Raw genomic sequence first — 17,481 nt, forward strand, 5'->3', positions numbered from 1 at the left:
CATATTACACATATCGAGGGTCCCATGACAAAGCAATTCACGACGGATGTCCTGATCTCAGGCGCCGGCGCGGCCGGCCTGACGCTCGCCATCGAGCTCGCCCGGCGGGGCGTCTCCTTTCGGCTGATCGAGAAGAACGACGGTCCGTTCCACGGCTCGCGCGGCAAGGGAATCCAGCCGCGCACCCAGGAGATTTTCGAGGATCTCGGCATCCTCGACCGCATCGTCGCGGCCGGCGGCCCCTACCCGCCCCAGCGCGAATACCGCGACGACGGCAGCTTCATCGAATCCGAGGTCGCGGAGCACATCGCCCCGACACCGGCCGAGCCCTACCACATGGCGCTGATGATCCCGCAATTCCTGACCGAGGGGGTGATGCGCGAACGCCTGCGCGAGCTTGGGCGGCAAGTGGAGTTTGGCCGCGAGCTGACCGGCTTCGAGCAGGACCAGGACGGTGTGACCGCGCACCTGTCAGGCAGGGGCGGCGAGGAAACCATCCGCGTGCGCTACCTCGTCGGCGCCGACGGCGGCCGCAGCTTCGTGCGTCACGCGCTCGCTATCGGCTTCCCGGGCAAGACGCTCGGCGTGCGCGCCATCGTCGCCGACGTTGTGCTGACGGGGCTGGACCGTGGCGCGTGGCATCGCTTCCACGACGGTGCGATGGATCGGCAGATGGCGCTGTGTCCGCTGGCCGGCACGGAGCTGTTTCAGTTGCAGGCGCCGGTCCCGCTCGAAGGCGAGGTCGATCTGTCGGCCGAAGGGCTCTCGGCCATGATTGCCGAGCGCACCGAGCGTAGCGATATTCGCGTTCGTGCCGTGCATTGGGCGTCGGCCTATCAGATGAACGCGCGTCTTGCCGATCGTTACCGGGACGGCCGCGCATTCCTGATCGGCGATGCCGCTCACATTCATCCCCCGACCGGTGGGCAAGGTCTCAATACCAGCGTGCAGGATGCCTACAATCTCGGCTGGAAGCTCGCCGCCGTGATCGGTGGGGCCCCCGCAGCTCTGCTCGACAGCTATCAAAGCGAGCGCCGCCCGGTTGCCGCCGGCATGCTCGGCCTTGCCACAAAATTGCTGGATGCCGCCAAGCGTGGCGAGATGAGGCGCGGCCGCGAGGTGCAGCAGCTCGACATCGGCTATCCCGGCTCGCCGCTCGCGCTGGAGCAGCCGGAGCGCGAGTCTGGGCTGCTCGCGGGAGATCGTGCACCGGATGCGCCGCTGCGTGGCGCCGCCGGACAGCCGATGCGGCTGTTCGAGCTGCTCAAGGGACCTCATTGGACGCTGCTTGGCTATCAGGCGAAACGCGACGCCGTGCCGGCGCGCAACGGGCTACACGTCCACTGCATCGGCCCGGATGGCGAACTCGTCGACGAAGGCCAGCACTTCCGCAGCGCCTACGCCGTCTCGCCCGGGGACTGGGTCTTGATACGTCCCGACGGCTACATCGGCGCCTTCGTCGGCTCGCAGCAAACCGATGCGCTCATGCGATTCCTGGACGAACAAGGCGTGGTCTGAAGAATCGCTCTGTTGCGATCCGAAGCAATCGGGGCGCTGAACGCCCCTTCCTGACACCGGTGTCATCGCCCGGCTCGACAGCGGAACTCGTGGCGAACATGTTCCCTCCGTTACAACCGTAACGCGACGCGCCGCAATTGTATCGATTTGTTATCGATACAAATCTTTCGGCACCTAGAAGTGATCGCAACACCAGCCGCCAGCGTGGATAATTCATAGTTCGTCAAAGGTTTGCGGAGAATTCTTCGGATCGAGCCGGACAAACGGCCCTGCTGCTAGGCTCTGGAATGCGGACTCAACTGACCAGCTATTTCGCGCGGCTGTTCGCCGGCGATCTGTCGGCGTTCGGCGGTCCCGCAACGGACGAGGCCGTGGCGGGCCACATCCGCGCCGAACAGATGTCGCTGGTGCTCGGCTATTCGGTCGGCATCATGCTTGCCAATGCCTGCAACGCCATGGTGCTGGCCATCGCGCTGTGGGCCTCGCCGGACCGGACGTTCGCCCTGATCTGGGCGGGCACGGTCGCCACTGCCGCGATCGCATTCGGCCTGCAATCCCACGGCGCACGGCGCATCACCAAGCCGCACTTCGTCTCGCAGCGCGCCATGCATCGGCTGGTGCGCAATGCCTTTCTGCTCGGGGCGGCCTGGGGCATCGTCCCGGTCGCCTTCTTCGCCAATGCCTCGACCGGCGGCCAGCTCGTCATCACCTGCCTGTGCTCGGGAATGCTGGCCGGCGGTGCGCTTGCCTTCGCCACGATCCCGATCGCGGCCATCGCCTTCACGGCCCCGATCTTCGTCGGCATCGCCATCTGCCTCGGCAGGAACGGCGACCTCGCCTTCCTGCTGATCGCCTTCCTCGTCGTGGTCTATGGCAGCGTGCTGCTGCGCGGCGTGTTCGTCAATTCGTTCTCGTTCGCGCGGCGCGTGATGCGGCAGATCGAGGCCGAGCGCACGGTGCGACAGGACCCGCTGACGCAGCTGCCCAACCGCTTCGCCTTCAACGAGACGCTCGATGCCGCGCTGAAGCGCCTCGCGCTGTCGGGCGAGGAGTTCGCAGTGCTGCTGCTCGATCTCGATCGCTTCAAGGAGGTCAACGACAAGTTCGGCCATCCCGCCGGCGACGAATTCCTGGTGCAGGCCGCAAGCCGGCTGCAGCGCTGTACCCGCGCCGCCGAGCACGTGGCGCGCATCGGCGGCGACGAGTTCGCGCTGGTGATGGCCAATCTGGCGCGGCCCGAGGATGCACTCGAGATCGCCGAGCGCTTCGTTGCGGCCTTCGACGAGCCGTTCCAGATCGAGGGCCGCCAGATCGTCGGCGCGACCAGCGTCGGCATCGTGCTGGCCCCTCGCGACGGCAACATGGCGCTCGACCTCATGAAGAACGCGGACGCTGCGCTCTATCGCGCCAAGAAGGCGGGACCGGGCACGGTGTGCTTCTTCGAACAGGCCGACGACAGGCTGTCCCGCGACCGCAAGGCGCTGCAGTCGGACCTCGAGGGTGCCATCGCGCGCAACGAGCTGTTCCTGGTGTTTCAGCCGTTCCTCGATCTCGGGAGCAACCGGATCACCGGCTTCGAGGCGCTGCTGCGCTGGCAGCATCCCTCGCGGGGCCTCGTGCCGCCGAGCGAGTTCATCGCCATCGCCGAGGAGACCGGGCTGATCCATGAGATCGGCGAATGGGTGATCCGGCGCGCCTGCGCGACGCTTTCGGACTGGCCCGAGGACATCAGGGTCGCCGTGAATTTCTCCGCGGCACAGTTTCACAACACGGCCATCCTCCAGACCATCGTGCAGGCTCTCGCCGATGCGAAAGTCTCGCCCAACCGGTTCGAGATCGAGATCACGGAATCGATGCTGCTGTCGAAATACGGCTCGGCCGCCTCGATCCTCAACGCGCTGCTGCAACTCGGCGTCACCGTGGCGCTCGACGATTTCGGCACCGGCTTCTCATCGCTGACTTACCTGCGCAAGCTGCCGTTCAGCCGCATCAAGATCGACCAGTCCTTCATCCGCGACATGCTGATGCAGCCGGACTGCGCCGCGATCGTGAAGTCTGTGATCTCGCTGGCGCGCGACCTCAACATCGCCGTGGTCGCCGAAGGCGTCGAGACCGCCGACCAGCTCGAATATCTGCGCCAGATCGCTTGCGACGAGGTGCAGGGCTATCTGATCAGCCGGCCGGTATCGGCCGATAACGTACTGGCGCTGCTGAATACGAAGAAGTACCGGGCGATCTACGCGGCGTAGACACGCTGCTCACAACCATCAGCCTGCGGGCGGGACGCGAAACCCGCAGCGCCCGCTCGTCATTGACGCGCATCCATCCTCGACCAAAGCCGAATAGCACTGCGAGGTCTACGCGCCTAGATTGAACGCGTAAAGGCAGGTTGTCGGCGGGCAAGCAGGGGAGACCGCATGATGAGCAGCTTCCTTCGGCGCTTGTGGCAACGGCACAAGAAAAAATCGCCGGGTAACACGGAGCCTGCTTCGGACAGGACCGAGTCCTCTTCCGAACAGCCCGAAGGCAGGGATCGGCGACACTTGCTGCAGGCGCTGTCGGTCCTCGCGACCGGCAGTGCGCTGACCGGAATATCACACCCGGCCGAAGCAAGAGATTCGAGTGATTTGCCGCCGCCAAAACGTGCGCTGACCGGCCGCGATGAGGCCGGCAAGTCGGTCCTGACGTCTTTCGACGTGACGCCGAAGGTGGTCGAGATCGATGCAAATCCCGGACTGACTTTCTACGAACTGTATATGACCGAGGGCGTGCCGGAACTCACCGGCCGCGAGCCGGATCCGATGTTGAAGGGAACGAAAGCCTTCCCGGGCCCCGGGGGCACGATGTTTCGTCTCATCTCCTATCCGCCGAAGCGCCCCGAAGGCTGGAAGCCGCCGCCTGGTGTCACCTTCGAGAGCGGGCTCAGAGAAATGTCGGAAAAGATCCCTGCCATGGGAGATCATTTTGACCGCGCCGCTCCAGGGATGCACACATCGGACACCATCGACTACGGGGTCGTGGTTCGCGGCGAGATGACGCTGGAGCTGGACGACGGACAGAAAGTCCATTTGCACCAGGGCGACTGCATCGTGCAGAACGGAACGCGCCATCGCTGGCGCAACCCGTTACCCGAACCCTGTCTCATGGCGTTCATCTCGGTCGGCGGGAAGCGCGCCTGACGGAGGAGAGTCGGGAAACCGCGGTGCCCGGGGCTCGGCTCCAGGCAGAGCGGCGCGACGAATTGCTCAGACCGCGTCGGCCCGCAGCAACGTGTCCACCGTGATGGTGCCGCGCGCGCGGGAGACGCAGGCGCAGATCTTCTGGTTGCTCTGTTTCTGGTGATCGCTGAAGAAGACGTCGCGATGGTCGATCTCGCCGTCGACCTCGACGACGTCGATGGCGCAGAGGCCGCATTCGCCGCGCTTGCAATCGTACATGACGTCGTGGCCGCTGGCGTTGAGCACGTCCAGCATCGAGCGTTCGCGCGGGATCTCGAGCTCGACGTTCGAGCCCTTCAATCTCACGCGAAACGTTTCGGTCGGCAGCGTGCCGCTGGAGCCGAAGGTCTCGTAGCGGAGATCGGGCAGCGGAAGGCCGGCGCCGATCCAGGCGTGACGCGCCGCATCGAGCATCCGCATCGGGCCGCAGAACAGCGCCAGCGCGCCTTGCGGAAGTGAAGCAAACAGCGCGTCGAGATCGAGCCGCCGGCCTTCATCGCTGGCATGGACGACCAGGCGCTCGCCGAGCATCGCGGCGAGATCGTCGAGATAGGCGGCCTCGCCGCGTGAGCGCACGGCATAGTGCAGGGTGACGTTTGCCCCGCGCCGGGCCAGCGCCTGCGCGGCACCGACGATCGGGGTGATGCCGATGCCGCCGGCGATCAGGCAATAGTTTTCACGCGCCCAGTCCACCGCGAGCAGCGAGGCGGGCTGGGTGATGTCGAGCCGCGCACCCGCCTGCAAGGACCACATGTAGCGCGAGCCGCCGCGGGAATCATCAGTGCGACGCACCGCGATTCGAAGGCCCTGCGACGAAGCCTCGCCGACCAGCGAATAGGACCGCGTCTCCGGCAGGCCGTCGATGGTCACGCTGACATTGATGTGGCTGCCGACCGGATAGGCCGCGCCGTCGAACTGATCGGGGCGGATCAGGAATTCGCGGATGCCGGGGGCGAGATCGCGCGTCGAGACGATCGTCGCCGGGGTCCAGGTTTCGATGAAGCGCATGGTGACTGCCTCAGTCGGTTGCGGTCTTGATCAGCGCGAGCGCCGGCAGGAGGTCGAGATGGGTCCGGTTGCGCAGCGCGAGCCTCAAGTTGCGCACCGCAAGCCGCGCATGCTCGCGCATGATGGCTTCGGCGCGCGCGCCTTCGCGGTTCTCGATCGCATCGATCACGACGCGATGATGCTCCTGCCCGATGATCAGGATCTGCTGCGCCTCGGGGAGCGCCGACTGCGCCATCACGAAGCCGCTTGGCGACGCGAACGGCAGTGCCGAGGCGCGGTCGATCTGCCGGATCAGCGGCGGGCTGCGCGACAATTCCGTGAGCACCGCATGGAAGCGGGCGTTCAGCGTGACATAGGACGAGAAGGCTTCGATCGAGATCGGCACCTGGCTCAGCAGTTCGTCGATCGCGGCAAGGCATTCCTTCAGCGGCTCGAGCTCGCGCGCGGAGACGCCGCGCTCCGCGGCGAAGCGTGCGGCGAGGCCCTCCAGCGTGCCGCGCAGCTCGATGGAATCGGAGATGTCGCGCTCCGAAAACGCCTTCACCATGAAACCGCCGGAGGGGATCCCCTCCAGAAGGCCTTCTTCCTCCAGCCGCACCAAGGCCATGCGCACCGGCGTGCGCGAGGCGCCTGTGGTCTCCACCGCCTGCAGCTCGGAGATGCGCTCGCCGGGGCGCAAGGAGCCCGACAGGATCTGATCGCGCAGCGCGAGCTGCGCCTTCACGGTCTGCGAGATGGAGCGGTCAACCTCACGCTCGGGCGCTGCTTTCATTTGTCCCTACTCCGCAGCCTGGAGGTGCCGCGGCGGATTTTCCTTCGCCACCATCCTGTCGATCAGCTTGCGCGTCCACATCGCACCGGCGTCGATGTTGAGATTGTAGAACACGCGATCGGGGTTCTCGTCCATGGCGCGCTGCTGCGCCTCGAGGATCAGCTCGTCCTCGCGGAAGATGCCGGAGACGCCCTCACGGATCTCGGTGGTGATGCGCTGCTCGCCGATCTGGTAGTTGCGGACGAAGGACCAGAAGTAATGGCAGGTCTTCTCGGTCTCCGGCGTGATGGTGTTGAGCACAAAACCGTTGACGCCCTGCGAGCGGTCGCCTTCCGGCGCGCCGGTGCCTGTCGGCGCCACGCCGACGTCGATGGCGATGGTGCATGGCGCCTCGAAGCGGATGATCTGCCAGCGGTCGACGAGGCCGGACTTGCCGAGCTGCTTGGCCCAGAACGGCGGCGCCTCGATGCCGCGCATCCAGCGCGTCACCGTCACCGTCTTCTCGCCATGGGTGACGTCGAACGGCGCCTCGGCGACCGCATCGTTACCGATGGAGGAGCCGTGCACAAAAGTCTCGTGGGTGAGGTCCATGAGATTGTCGAGCACGAGGCGGTAGTCGCAATTGACGTGGATGGTCTTGCCGTCGCCGGCCCAGGCCGGATCGTGATTCCAGTGCATGTCGGGCACGAGCGCGGGATCGGCCAGCGCAGGATCGCCCATCCAGAGCCAGATGTAGCGATGGCGCTCGACCACGGGATAGGCGCGCACGCAGGCCGATGGGTTGATGGTCTCCTGCGAGGGCATGAAGGTGCAGCGGCCCTGCGCATTGTACTTCAGGCCGTGATAGCCGCAGACGACGGTGTCGCCTTCGAGCCGGCCCTTGGACAGCGGCACCAGGCGATGCCAGCAGGCATCCTCCAGCGCGGCCACCGAGCCGTCGGCCTTGCGGTACATCACGATGTGCTTGCCGCAGATCGTCCGCGGCAGCAGCGCCGGCTTCACATCCGCGTCCCAGGCGGCGGCGTACCAGGCATTCATGGGGAAGGGTTTTGTCACGGGCGATCTCCCACGGGCTTATGTATGCGTTATGTATACAATAACGGAGAGATAGAAACGTTCAAGGCCAAAAATTGCTTATCTGGATACCTTTAAGGATCTGTATGTATACATTTGAAACGACTACCTGCTCTCCGCGAAGGTGCGAACGACCGCATGCGGCGCTCTCTTACCCTCCCCTGGAGGGGGAGGGTCGATCGCGCGTAGCGCGAGCGGGGTGGGGTGAAGGTCTATCCTCATCGAATACTGCCCGTGTGGAGAGATCACCCCACCCCGGCGCTTCGCGCCGACCCTCCCCCTCCAGGGGAGGGTAAGAGGCGCCCGCGTCAGCTACGCCGCGAACACCTTCGCCAAGCCGGCCTGAGCCTCTTCCTGAATCCGCTTCAGGTGTTCGGTGCTGCGGAAGCTTTCTGCATAGATCTTGTAGACGTCCTCGGTCCCCGACGGCCGCGCGGCGAACCAGCCGAAATCGGTTTCGACCTTGATGCCGCCGAACGGCTGGCCGTTGCCCGGCGCCTTGCTCAGCGTCGCGCGAACCGGATCGCCGGCGAGATCCCTAAGGCCGAGCTGCTCGGGGGTGACGGATTTGAGGATGTTCTTCTGCGGTGTCGTGGCGGCAACGTCGATGCGTGCATAGTGCGGCACGCCGAGCTCGGCGGTGAGATCGCCAAACAGCTGGCTGGGATCGCGGCCGGTCTTGGCCATGATCTCGGCGGCGAGCAGGCCGAGGATGATGCCGTCCTTGTCGGTGGTCCACACCGTGCCGTCGCGGCGCAGGAACGAGGCCCCTGCACTCTCCTCGCCGCCGAAGCCGAAGCCGCCGCTGACGAGGCCGTCGACGAACCATTTGAAGCCGACCGGCGTCTCCACCAGCTTGCGGCCGAGCTTCTTGGCGACGCGGTCGATGATCGAGCTCGACACCACGGTCTTGCCGATCGCGGCATCCTTACCCCAGTTTGGGCGGTGCGCGAACAGATAGGAGATCGCGGTCGCCAGATAATGGTTCGGATTCATCAGGCCGCCGGTCCGCGTGACGATGCCGTGGCGGTCGGCGTCGGTGTCGTTGGCAAAGGCGACGTCGAAACGGTCGCGCATCCCGATCAGGCTCGCCATCGCGTAAGGCGAGGAGCAGTCCATGCGGATCTTGCCGTCCCAGTCCGCGGTCATGAAGCGGAAGGTCGGGTCGATCGCCTCGTTCACGACCGCTGCGTTGAGGCCGTAGCGGTCGATGATCGGATGCCAGTAATGCACGGCGGCGCCGCCGAGCGGATCGATGCCGATCTTGATGCCGGCGGATTTGACGAGGTCGAGATCGACGACATTGCCGAGATCGGCGACGTAGGGCGTGATGAAGTCGTAAGGATGGACGTTCGCGGCCTTGCGCGCCCTGGCGTAGTCGATGCGCTTCACGCCCTTGAGGCCGTCGGCGAGATAGGCGTTGGCGCGCTTCTCGACCACGCCGGTCACGTCGGTGTCGGCCGGGCCGCCATGCGGCGGATTGTATTTGTAGCCGCCGTCCTCGGGCGGGTTGTGCGAGGGCGTGATGACGACACCGTCGGCAAGGCCGCTGCTGCGGCCCTTGTTGTAGGTCAGGATCGCGTGCGAGATCACGGGCGTCGGCGTGTAGCCGCCGTCCTTGTCGATCATGATGTCGACGCCGTTGGCGGCGAACACCTCGACGGCGCTGACCAGCGCCGGCTCGGCCAGCGCATGGGTGTCGATGCCGATGAAGAGCGGGCCGGTCAGCCCCTTCTCCTTGCGGTAGTCACAAATCGCCTGCGTGGTCGCAAGGATGTGACCCTCATTGAAAGTGTTCTTGAACGAGGTGCCGCGGTGGCCGGAGGTGCCGAACGCCACCCGCTGCGCCGGATCCGCAACATCGGGCTTGCCCGCGAAATAGGCCGTCACCAGCCTTGGAATGTTGGTGAGCGCGTCCGGCGAGACCTGCTTGCCCGCCGCGGGATGAACATCAGCCACTGAATGATCCTCGTCTTGTCGTGAGTGCGGGACACCATAGCATCGGCCGGGCCGCCGCCAAATGCACAACACGCGCGAGGGGGAAGGCGTTCCGTGGGAGGTCGGCGAAGGTGCAGTAGCCCGCATGAGCGAAGCGACATGCGGGACCAGCCGTCCCGGATGTCGCTTCGCTCATCCGGGCTACGGGATCGTGCTATGCTCGCCGCCATCGCCGCCTTCCGAATCGTCCCATGATCCCTTCGCGCAAGCTGATCCTGCTGATCGCCGGCCTTGTCATGGCCGGCATGCCGGCGCGTGCCGCCGAGTTCTACACCGAGGATCTGCGCATCCCGATGGCGGAGGCGGCACCGCAGGGGCTGGAGGCGTTCCTGGTCCGCCCCGCGGGGGCGAAGCGCTATCCGCTGGCGCTGCTCAGCCACGGCTCGCCGCGCAAATTCGAAGATCGCGCGACGATGTCGGCGCACAAATATTACGGCATCGCGCTGGAATATGCCCGGCGCGGCTTTGCCGCGCTGATCGTGATGCGGCGCGGCTACGGCACCTCGCCCGGCGGCCGCGTCGACAGCGTCGGCGGCTGCGCCAATGCCGCCTATTTGCCGGCAGCGGCGGTTGCGGTCGCCGATTTGCGCGCGGCGATCGACGCGATGGCGAGGCGGACCGATGTCACCACATCGGGCATGATCGCGGCCGGCCATTCCGCCGGCGGGCTCGCCACCGTCGCGCTGACGGCGCAAGCACCAAGCGGCCTCGCCGCCGCGATCAGCTTCGCCGGCGGCCGCGGCTCACGCGACGACGACGACGTCTGCAACGAGGATGGGCTGGTGCAGGCCTTCGCCACCTTCGGCAAGACCTCGCGCGTGCCGATGCTGTGGGTCTATGCGACCAACGACAATTTCTTCGGTCCCGATCTCGCGCGCCGGCTCTATGACGGGTTTCGCGGCAACGGCGGCACCGCAAAATTCGTCGCAGCGCCGGCCTACGGCGACGATGGACACTATCTCTATTCCGTGGCCGGCCGCCCGCAATGGACGCCCTATGTGGACACGTTCCTGCGCGAGCGCGGGCTGAACCACGACATGCTGAGCCCGCCTGATCCGCTGCCGCCGCCGGGCCAGCTCAACGAGGCCGCGCGCGCCGAGTTCGCACGCTATCTCGCCAGCACGCTGCCGCACAAGGCGTTCGCGGTGTCGCCGAACGGCGGCTATGGCTGGCGTTCCGGGCGCACGACCGTTGACGAGGCCCAGCGCGATTCGCTCGCCGCCTGCCTGAAATGGTCGCCGACCTGCACGCTCTATGCGGTCGACGACCGGCTGGCCGGGCCTGCGCAGAAGACATCGACGGACCAGAGCGCCCGCGCGCGATAGCGGCTAGGGCCGTTCGCTGAGCGCGAGCTTGTAGCCGACGCCGGTGACGGTCGCGATGACGGGCGTGCCGCTGCCGACGAGCTTGCGGCGCAGCCGCGCCACCAGCGCATCGACGGTGCGGATGTCGACCTCGGCCTGGCGGTTGCTGACGACCTCGATCAGATAGTCGCGGCTGAGCGGCCGGCCGTCGGCGCCGACGAGCGCGGCGAGCAGGTCGAATTCGGCGCGCGTCAGCGCCACGGGCTTGCCGTCCGCGCCGAGCAGCTCGCGCCGCGTCAGATCGATGATCCAGTCGCCGAAGGCGATCGAATTGTGGTTGCGCGCCGCCTTGCGGTCGATCGAGCGCCGCCGCAGCACGCTGCGCGCACGCGCGAGCAGGTCGCGCAAATTGATCGGCTTGGTGACGTAATGATCGCCCGCGATCTCGAGGCCGAGGATGCGATCCACATCGGTGTCGCGGCGGGTCACGAAGATGATGCCCGCATTGCTGGTCGCCTGGATCTCCTTGGCGAGCTCGAAGCCGTCGCCGTCGGGCAGCTGCACGTCGAGGAAGACGAGATCGGTGCGCGAGCGCAGCGCCTGGCGGCACTCCGCAACGGAGCCGGCGCCGACCACGTCGAAATTGTTGTCGTTGAAATAGCCGACCAGCATGGTCCGCGTTACCGGATCGTCTTCGACCACGATCAGCCGCTCACGGCCTGCGGGACGCAAGTCCTGACGTGCGGAATCAGCCACGATGTTGGATGTCCTGTGTGCGGGCGCCCCGGCCTGAAAAGTCACGCCGTCGCGCAACGCATTGTCTTGTGAACGTACATTCACAGCTGGTTCGAGCCCCCGAAATTGCCTGCCGAATATTAGGCGTGTTGTGCAGCCCAAACAATATTGGTCACAGTGTTGGCGTATTAAGTATGAATTGCCCCACACTTCTCATCCGATGCATCATTATGCCGACAGGGCTCGCGCCGGCGCCCGCGGTGCCAGCTCGACATCGCCAATCCCGTACATCCGCTTGCGGATTCAACCGCCGGTTAACGTAAAGAAAGCCTTCGGCTTCGGGAAAGCCGGCCGGGCCTCTATGGTCCCGCCTGCAGATGGAAAACCGAAGGAGCAGGCGTGATGCAGGGGCAGCCCCGGCCGGTTGCCGGTCGAACCGAGAAAGCCGCAGCGCCCTTCGGCCGTTCGCACAGCCTCGACTTCCTGCGCGGTCTTGCCATCGTCGGCGTGATGGCGATCCACGTTTCCCAATCTTTTCCATCGAACATCCGTGCCGTCGACTTCGCCTTCATGTGCGGCTGGACCGGCGTCAACGTGTTCTACTTCGTCAGCGCCATGACGATGTGCCTGATGTGGACGCAGCGCACGGAGGCGAACCCGACGCGCAAGTTCTACATCCGCCGCTTCTTGCGCATCGCGCCGCTGTTCTGGCTCGCGATCCCGCTCTATCTCGCCGTCAACGGCACGGGCCCGAGCACTAACGCGCCCAATGGCATCGGGCCGCTCCAGGTGATCCTGACCGCAACGTTCCTGCACGGCTTCTGGCCGGACAGCGTCAACAGCGTCGTGCCGGGCGACTGGTCGATCGCCGCAGAGATGACGTTTTATCTCCTCTTCCCGTTCCTGATCATCGCGTTCGGCGCGCGCCGCCACCTCTATCTCGGGCTGGCGATCGTGCTGCATCTCGTCAATGTCTGCCTGTTCAAGCCGTACGCCTTTGCGCTGTTCTCCGCCTATTACGGGGCGGGCAACGAAGCCTTCGTCTGGAACGCGCTGCATATCAGCTTCCTGAACCAGCTTCCGGTCTTCCTCGTCGGCTGCGCGCTGTTCTTCGCGCTGCGCGACGGCTTTGCCAAATCGGATGCCGCGATCTTCGCCCTCTTCATCGCGCTGTCCTTCATCGCCGATCGCGCCACCGTTTCACATGAGTTCAACTATCTGATGATCAACCTCGTGCTGGGCGCGCTGGTTGCCGGCTGCATTCGCCTGACGATCCGCTGGTCGCCGATCGAGGCGCTCGGCCGCAATTCCTATTCGATGTACTTGTCGCACTTCGCGGTGATCTACGGCCTGCGCCAGGTCTGGCCGCTCGCGGACGGGTTGGTCTCGCTGCTCATCGCCTATGCCGTCACCGCCGCGCTCAGCTACCTCGTCGCGCGCGCGACCTGGCAACTGGTCGAACGGCGCGCGCAGGATCTCGCGCATCGTCTGACCTCCCCGGCGTCAAGCCGGCCAGCCATCGGCCCCAACATCGCGGCCACGGCGACCGGCATGCGCTGAGCGCCCCGCTCCAACTCGCCGATGCGGCTTGCCTCGCCGCCGGCTTCGAATCTACTGTGCGCCCCGAAACAATGCGGTTTCTCAGGGCACAATGAGCATCAGCACACGACGCGCAACGCGGCGCGCAATTCTTGGGACCGTCGGCGGAGCCGCCGCCGCGCTTGCCACCCGCGCCCGCGCACAGACCTCGGAGAGGACCACCAAAATCGTCGTCGGCTTTCCCGCGGGAGGCGGACTTGATGCGATGAGCCGCATCATTGCCGACAGACTGCGCGCGCAGACCGGCACAGCCGCCATCGTCGAGAACAAGCCGGGCGCTGCGGGCCGCATCGCCGCCGAGGCGGTGGTCCGGTCCGAGCCTGATGGCTCGACGCTGTTGTCTGCGCCGATCGTCGCGACCGCGTTCTATCCGTTCATCTTCAAGTCGCTGCCGTTCGATCCGCTGGTCGATCTCGCGCCCATCAGCAGGTTCTGCACGTTTCAATTCGCGCTCGCCGTCAACACCAAGCTTCCGACCGCCAATCTTGCGGACTTCCTCACGTACGCGCGCGCCAACAAGGAGCGGGTGAATTTCGGCTCGCTCGGTGCAGGCACCCCCTCCCACTTCCTCGGCGTGATGCTGAACCAGGCCGCCGGCACCGAGATGGCCCACGTGCCCTATCGCGGCTCGGCGCCGGCCATCACGGATCTGCTCGGCGGCACGATCCAGGCGGCGTTCGACACCACCGCGAGCCTGATGGAGCAGTACAAGGCCGGCACGATCCGGCTGCTTGCAATCACCGGCGCAAACCGCTCGCCGCGCCTGCCTGACGTGCCGACTTTCGCCGAGCTCAAGCTCGGCCTCGGCGCCATCGAGGCGGCGGATTTCTGGTATGGATTGTTCGCGACAGGCAAGACCCCCGAGCCGATCCTGGACAAGCTCAACGGCAATCTGCGCACCGCGCTGGCCGATCCCGCCGTGCAACAGTTGCTGTCCGCGCTCGACGTCGGCGTCGTCGCCGATACGCGCGCCGAGTTCGCCCGCATCATCAAGGCCGATTACGACCGCTGGGGCAGCGTGATAAAGTCGACCGGCTTCACGCTGGAGTAGGCGAAATGGAAGTCATATTGCTCGGCACCGGCGGCCCGCGCCCGGACCCGCGCCGGATGGCGACGACCACGCTGATCAGGCTCGGCGACGAGAATATCCTGTTCGACGCCGGCCGCGGCGTGATGGTGCAGCTCCACAAGGCCGGCGTGCCGCTCGGCGCCATCAACACGGTCTTTCTCACCCATCACCACTTCGACCACATCGGCGACCTCTACGATGTGATGCTGAATTCATGGATGCATGGGCGCAAGGACGATCTGCGCATCTATGGGCCGCCGGACACCGAACGTCTCGTCAACACGCTGGTCACGCAGGTCTACGACAAGGACATTGCCTGGCGCGATCAGGGCGAGCCGACCTTCGGCGGCTGGAAGCCGGTCGTCGCGACGGACATCATTCCCGGTCCCGTCCTCGACACCGGCCGCTGGAAGATCAGCGCCGAGCTCGTCTCGCATGGCGACGGCCTCGACATGTCGCCGGCGTTCCTGGCGCGCTGGATGTGTCTCGGCTACCGCTTCGAGGCGGAGGGCAAGGTCATTGCGATCTCCGGCGACACGGTCCCCTGCCCCGGTCTCGAGCGGCTGGCTGAGGGCGCCGACCTGCTCGTCCAGGTCTGCTTTCTCGCAACGCCCGAGATCAACAACGAACACTTCCGCCGGCTGGCGAAATACACGCTCGCCTGTGGCGATACGGTCGGCAAGGTCGCGGCCAAGGCCGGCGTGAAGAAGCTCGCGCTGACCCATCACCGGCCCCGCACCGACGATGCCATGCTGAAGGCGCTGCTCGCGGATGTGCAGAAGGACTATTCGGGGCCGGTCGTGATCGGCGAGGACCTGACGCGGATCGAGGTCTAAGGGACCGCCGATCTCAGGACGATGCCACCTCGATCCGGAACGACAAGCGCTCTTCCGCGCCAGGCGCGATATGCATCAGGCCGGGTTTGTCGCTGAACTCGCCGTCGAAGCCGGCGGGACTGGCATGGCCGCGCCAGGGCTCAATGCAGAGGAACCGCGCACCCGACGGTTTCGACCAGACACCGAGCTCGCGAAAACCCTGCCAGGACATCTTGAGCCAGGGCCCGGTCGATGTGCTCGCGCCTGCGGCAAAGCGGACCGCGTTGCTCTCGATCCGGTCGAAGATGATGGCGTCGTCGACGAACAGGGATTCGGACAGGGGCAGCACCGTGTCTTTGACGGGGGTTGCCTCCACCGCCGCACGCAGCAGGCCGCCGTCGAGACGACGGATCGGAGACGACTCCGCGTTCGCGAAGGTGAGCGTGTAGCTTTCCTTGGGCAGACCGGGCTGAAGCGGCCAGTTGAAGGCGGGATGGCCGCCGAGTGAGGCCGGCAACGTCTCCTCACCGGTGTTGGCAATCGTGAGCGAGAGGTCGAGACCGGTCTCGTCGATCGTGTAGATGGCGGTCAGGCGGAACGCGAACGGATACAGCGCGCGCGTCGTCTCATTGTCTTCGAGCACCAGCACGCAGCGGTTTTCGCCGCGCTCCGCCCAGTGGAAGCGGCTGTCGCGCGCAAAGCCGTGCTGTGTCATCCGGTACGTCTTGCCCTTGTGCCGCAGTTCGTCATTGGCGAGACGGCCGACGATCGGAAAGAGCAGCGGCGCGTGGCGCGGCCAGGCCGGTTCGGCCTGCCAGACGAATTCAACACCGGCGTCGTTCCTCAGCGAGCACATTTCGGCGCCCTGCGCCTTGACGGTCGCGGTGAGGCCGCCGCTGCGGATCGTGTGCGTGTCGTCGGTCATGACAATCTCCATGGCGGCAGCGAGGCTGACGGGCCAAAGCGCAGCCTGATGCGACTGGATCATATCGCACCAGAGACGATTTCGCCCGCCCCAGGACGAGGCGGGCGAAGCTCGAACTTCAAACGGCTCGCTTAAGCCTGCGACGAGCGCCCGACGCTCTCGTAGGTAAAGCCGGCGGCCGCCATCTCTTCGGGGCGGTAGATGTTGCGGAGATCGACCACGACGGGCTGCGCCATGGTTGCCTTCAGCCGGTCGAGATCGAGCGCGCGGAACTGCACCCACTCGGTCACGATGACGAGAGCATCGGCGCCTTGCGCGCAGGAATAGGCGTCCTCGCAATAGGTGATGTTGGGCAGCTCACCCTTCGCCTGCTCCATGCCGACGGGATCAAACGCCTTCACCTTCGCGCCCATGTCGATCAGGCCGGTGACCAGCGGGATCGACGGCGCATCGCGCATGTCGTCGGTGTCGGGCTTGAAGGTGAGGCCGAGCACGGCGATGGTCTTGCCGCGCAAGGAGCCGCCGAGCGCCTGGCTTACTTTCCGCGCCATCGCGCGCTTGCGGTTCTCGTTGACCGCCAGCACGGACTCGACGATGCGCAAGGATACGTCATAGTCCTGCGCGATCTTGATCAGCGCCTTGGTGTCCTTCGGGAAGCACGAGCCGCCGAAGCCGGGGCCGGCATGCAGGAACTTGGTGCCGATGCGGTTGTCGAGGCCAATGCCGCGCGCGACCTCCTGCACGTTGGCGCCGACCTTCTCCGAGAGGTCCGCGATCTCGTTGATGAAGGTGATCTTGGTCGCGAGGAAGGCGTTGGCGGCGTATTTGATCATCTCGGCGGTGCGGCGCGCGGTGAACATCAGCGGCGCCTGGTTCAGCGACAGCGGGCGATAGATGTCGCCCATCACCTTGCGGCCGCGCTCGTCCGAGGTGCCGACGACGACGCGATCGGGGAATTTGAAGTCGCGGATCGCCGCGCCCTCGCGCAGGAATTCGGGGTTGGAGGCGACGACGACGTCCGCCTTTGGATTGGTCTCGCGGATGATGCGCTCGACCTCGTCGCCGGTGCCGACAGGCACGGTCGACTTGGTCACGACCACGGTGAAGCCTTGAAGCGACTGCGCGATCTCTTTCGCGGCGGCGTAGACGTAGGACAGGTCGGCGTGACCGTCGCCGCGGCGCGACGGCGTGCCGACCGCGATGAACACGGCGTCCGCATCGGCGACCGGCTTGGACAGGTCAGTGGTGAAGTCGAGCCGCTTCGCCTTCACATTCGCTGCGACCAGCTCGTCGAGACCGGGCTCGTAGATCGGAATCTCGCCGCGGTGCAGGGCCGCAATCTTCTTCTCGTCCTTGTCGACGCAGGTGACGTCGTGACCGAAATCCGCAAAGCAGGCTCCGGACACCAGTCCCACATAGCCCGTTCCGATCATCGCGATTCGCATG

The 17,481-nt window shown here is 65.8% G+C and carries 14 protein-coding genes; 7 read left to right on the plus strand and 7 right to left on the minus strand.

Going from position 1 to position 17,481, the window contains the following annotated elements:
- Window positions 1–24: 24 nt before the first annotated feature.
- From IQ16_RS37835 to IQ16_RS37845, 3 genes are all read left to right on the plus strand, one after another.
- A complete protein-coding gene (locus IQ16_RS37835; RefSeq protein ID WP_018645326.1) occupies window positions 25–1,518 on the plus strand; it encodes an FAD-dependent oxidoreductase in 1,494 nt (497 codons plus the stop codon).
- A 287-nt stretch (window positions 1,519–1,805) separates the two neighbouring features.
- Window positions 1,806–3,767: a putative bifunctional diguanylate cyclase/phosphodiesterase gene (locus IQ16_RS37840; protein ID WP_018645327.1), complete on the plus strand. Its 1,962-nt coding sequence runs from the start codon at window positions 1,806–1,808 to the stop codon at window positions 3,765–3,767.
- Between the two features lie 168 nt (window positions 3,768–3,935).
- On the plus strand, window positions 3,936–4,697 hold the full coding sequence (locus tag IQ16_RS37845; protein ID WP_244636012.1) for a cupin domain-containing protein: 762 nt from the start codon (window positions 3,936–3,938) through the stop codon (window positions 4,695–4,697).
- A gap of 66 nt (window positions 4,698–4,763) precedes the next feature.
- Here the strand turns inward: IQ16_RS37845 and IQ16_RS37850 are convergent, their stop codons facing one another.
- The 4 genes from IQ16_RS37850 to pgm all read right to left on the minus strand — a co-directional run bounded on the left by IQ16_RS37850 (window position 4,764) and on the right by pgm (window position 9,549).
- Entirely contained in the window at window positions 4,764–5,744 is a 981-nt protein-coding gene (locus IQ16_RS37850) for a PDR/VanB family oxidoreductase (RefSeq protein WP_018645329.1), read from the minus strand.
- 10 nt (window positions 5,745–5,754) lie between these two features.
- Window positions 5,755–6,516, minus strand: coding sequence for a GntR family transcriptional regulator (locus IQ16_RS37855; RefSeq protein ID WP_018645330.1), 762 nt, complete (start codon window positions 6,514–6,516; stop codon window positions 5,755–5,757).
- 6 nt (window positions 6,517–6,522) lie between these two features.
- Window positions 6,523–7,572, minus strand: a complete 1,050-nt coding sequence (locus IQ16_RS37860; RefSeq protein ID WP_018645331.1) for an aromatic ring-hydroxylating dioxygenase subunit alpha — start codon at window positions 7,570–7,572, stop codon at window positions 6,523–6,525.
- Window positions 7,573–7,902: 330 nt separating this feature from the next.
- Window positions 7,903–9,549 carry a phosphoglucomutase (alpha-D-glucose-1,6-bisphosphate-dependent) gene (gene pgm, locus IQ16_RS37865; RefSeq protein ID WP_018645332.1) on the minus strand — a complete coding sequence of 549 codons (1,647 nt, stop codon included), beginning with the start codon at window positions 9,547–9,549 and terminating at the stop codon, window positions 7,903–7,905.
- 230 nt (window positions 9,550–9,779) lie between these two features.
- Here pgm and IQ16_RS37870 point away from each other — a divergent pair, with 230 nt between their 5' ends.
- The gene (locus IQ16_RS37870; protein WP_018645333.1) at window positions 9,780–10,913 is read left to right on the plus strand and encodes an alpha/beta hydrolase family protein; all 1,134 of its coding nucleotides are present in this window, start codon (window positions 9,780–9,782) and stop codon (window positions 10,911–10,913) included.
- 3 nt (window positions 10,914–10,916) lie between these two features.
- On the opposite strand, the gene IQ16_RS37875 is transcribed toward IQ16_RS37870, so the two are convergent.
- Window positions 10,917–11,732, minus strand: coding sequence for a response regulator transcription factor (locus IQ16_RS37875; RefSeq protein WP_026312371.1), 816 nt, complete (start codon window positions 11,730–11,732; stop codon window positions 10,917–10,919).
- Between the two features lie 297 nt (window positions 11,733–12,029).
- Here IQ16_RS37875 and IQ16_RS37880 point away from each other — a divergent pair, with 297 nt between their 5' ends.
- The 3 genes from IQ16_RS37880 to IQ16_RS37890 all read left to right on the plus strand — a co-directional run bounded on the left by IQ16_RS37880 (window position 12,030) and on the right by IQ16_RS37890 (window position 15,131).
- Window positions 12,030–13,187, plus strand: a complete 1,158-nt coding sequence (locus IQ16_RS37880) for an acyltransferase family protein (protein WP_145832055.1) — start codon at window positions 12,030–12,032, stop codon at window positions 13,185–13,187.
- Window positions 13,188–13,278: 91 nt separating this feature from the next.
- On the plus strand, window positions 13,279–14,277 hold the full coding sequence (locus tag IQ16_RS37885) for a Bug family tripartite tricarboxylate transporter substrate binding protein (RefSeq protein ID WP_018645335.1): 999 nt from the start codon (window positions 13,279–13,281) through the stop codon (window positions 14,275–14,277).
- A gap of 5 nt (window positions 14,278–14,282) precedes the next feature.
- A complete protein-coding gene (locus tag IQ16_RS37890) occupies window positions 14,283–15,131 on the plus strand; it encodes an MBL fold metallo-hydrolase (RefSeq protein ID WP_018645336.1) in 849 nt (282 codons plus the stop codon).
- A 13-nt stretch (window positions 15,132–15,144) separates the two neighbouring features.
- Here IQ16_RS37890 and IQ16_RS37895 read toward each other — a convergent pair whose 3' ends face one another.
- The gene (locus IQ16_RS37895) at window positions 15,145–16,035 is read right to left on the minus strand and encodes an aldose 1-epimerase family protein (protein ID WP_026312372.1); all 891 of its coding nucleotides are present in this window, start codon (window positions 16,033–16,035) and stop codon (window positions 15,145–15,147) included.
- A 131-nt stretch (window positions 16,036–16,166) separates the two neighbouring features.
- Window positions 16,167–17,480: a UDP-glucose dehydrogenase family protein gene (locus tag IQ16_RS37900; RefSeq protein WP_145832056.1), complete on the minus strand. Its 1,314-nt coding sequence runs from the start codon at window positions 17,478–17,480 to the stop codon at window positions 16,167–16,169.
- Between the last annotated feature and the right edge of the window lies 1 nt (window position 17,481).

The organism is Bradyrhizobium huanghuaihaiense, from assembly GCF_007830635.1.
GTDB lineage: Bacteria > Pseudomonadota > Alphaproteobacteria > Rhizobiales > Xanthobacteraceae > Bradyrhizobium > Bradyrhizobium huanghuaihaiense.

Coding starts and splice junctions, on each gene's coding strand:
- IQ16_RS37835 (WP_018645326.1), top strand. CDS start 25: ATGACAAAGCAATTCACGACGGATGTCCTGATCTCAGGCGCCGGCGCG.
- IQ16_RS37840 (WP_018645327.1), top strand. CDS start 1,806: ATGCGGACTCAACTGACCAGCTATTTCGCGCGGCTGTTCGCCGGCGAT.
- IQ16_RS37845 (WP_244636012.1), top strand. CDS start 3,936: ATGATGAGCAGCTTCCTTCGGCGCTTGTGGCAACGGCACAAGAAAAAA.
- IQ16_RS37850 (WP_018645329.1), bottom strand. CDS start 5,744: ATGCGCTTCATCGAAACCTGGACCCCGGCGACGATCGTCTCGACGCGC.
- IQ16_RS37855 (WP_018645330.1), bottom strand. CDS start 6,516: ATGAAAGCAGCGCCCGAGCGTGAGGTTGACCGCTCCATCTCGCAGACC.
- IQ16_RS37870 (WP_018645333.1), top strand. CDS start 9,780: ATGATCCCTTCGCGCAAGCTGATCCTGCTGATCGCCGGCCTTGTCATG.
- IQ16_RS37880 (WP_145832055.1), top strand. CDS start 12,030: ATGCAGGGGCAGCCCCGGCCGGTTGCCGGTCGAACCGAGAAAGCCGCA.
- IQ16_RS37885 (WP_018645335.1), top strand. CDS start 13,279: ATGAGCATCAGCACACGACGCGCAACGCGGCGCGCAATTCTTGGGACC.
- IQ16_RS37890 (WP_018645336.1), top strand. CDS start 14,283: ATGGAAGTCATATTGCTCGGCACCGGCGGCCCGCGCCCGGACCCGCGC.
- IQ16_RS37895 (WP_026312372.1), bottom strand. CDS start 16,035: ATGACCGACGACACGCACACGATCCGCAGCGGCGGCCTCACCGCGACC.
- IQ16_RS37900 (WP_145832056.1), bottom strand. CDS start 17,480: ATGCGAATCGCGATGATCGGAACGGGCTATGTGGGACTGGTGTCCGGA.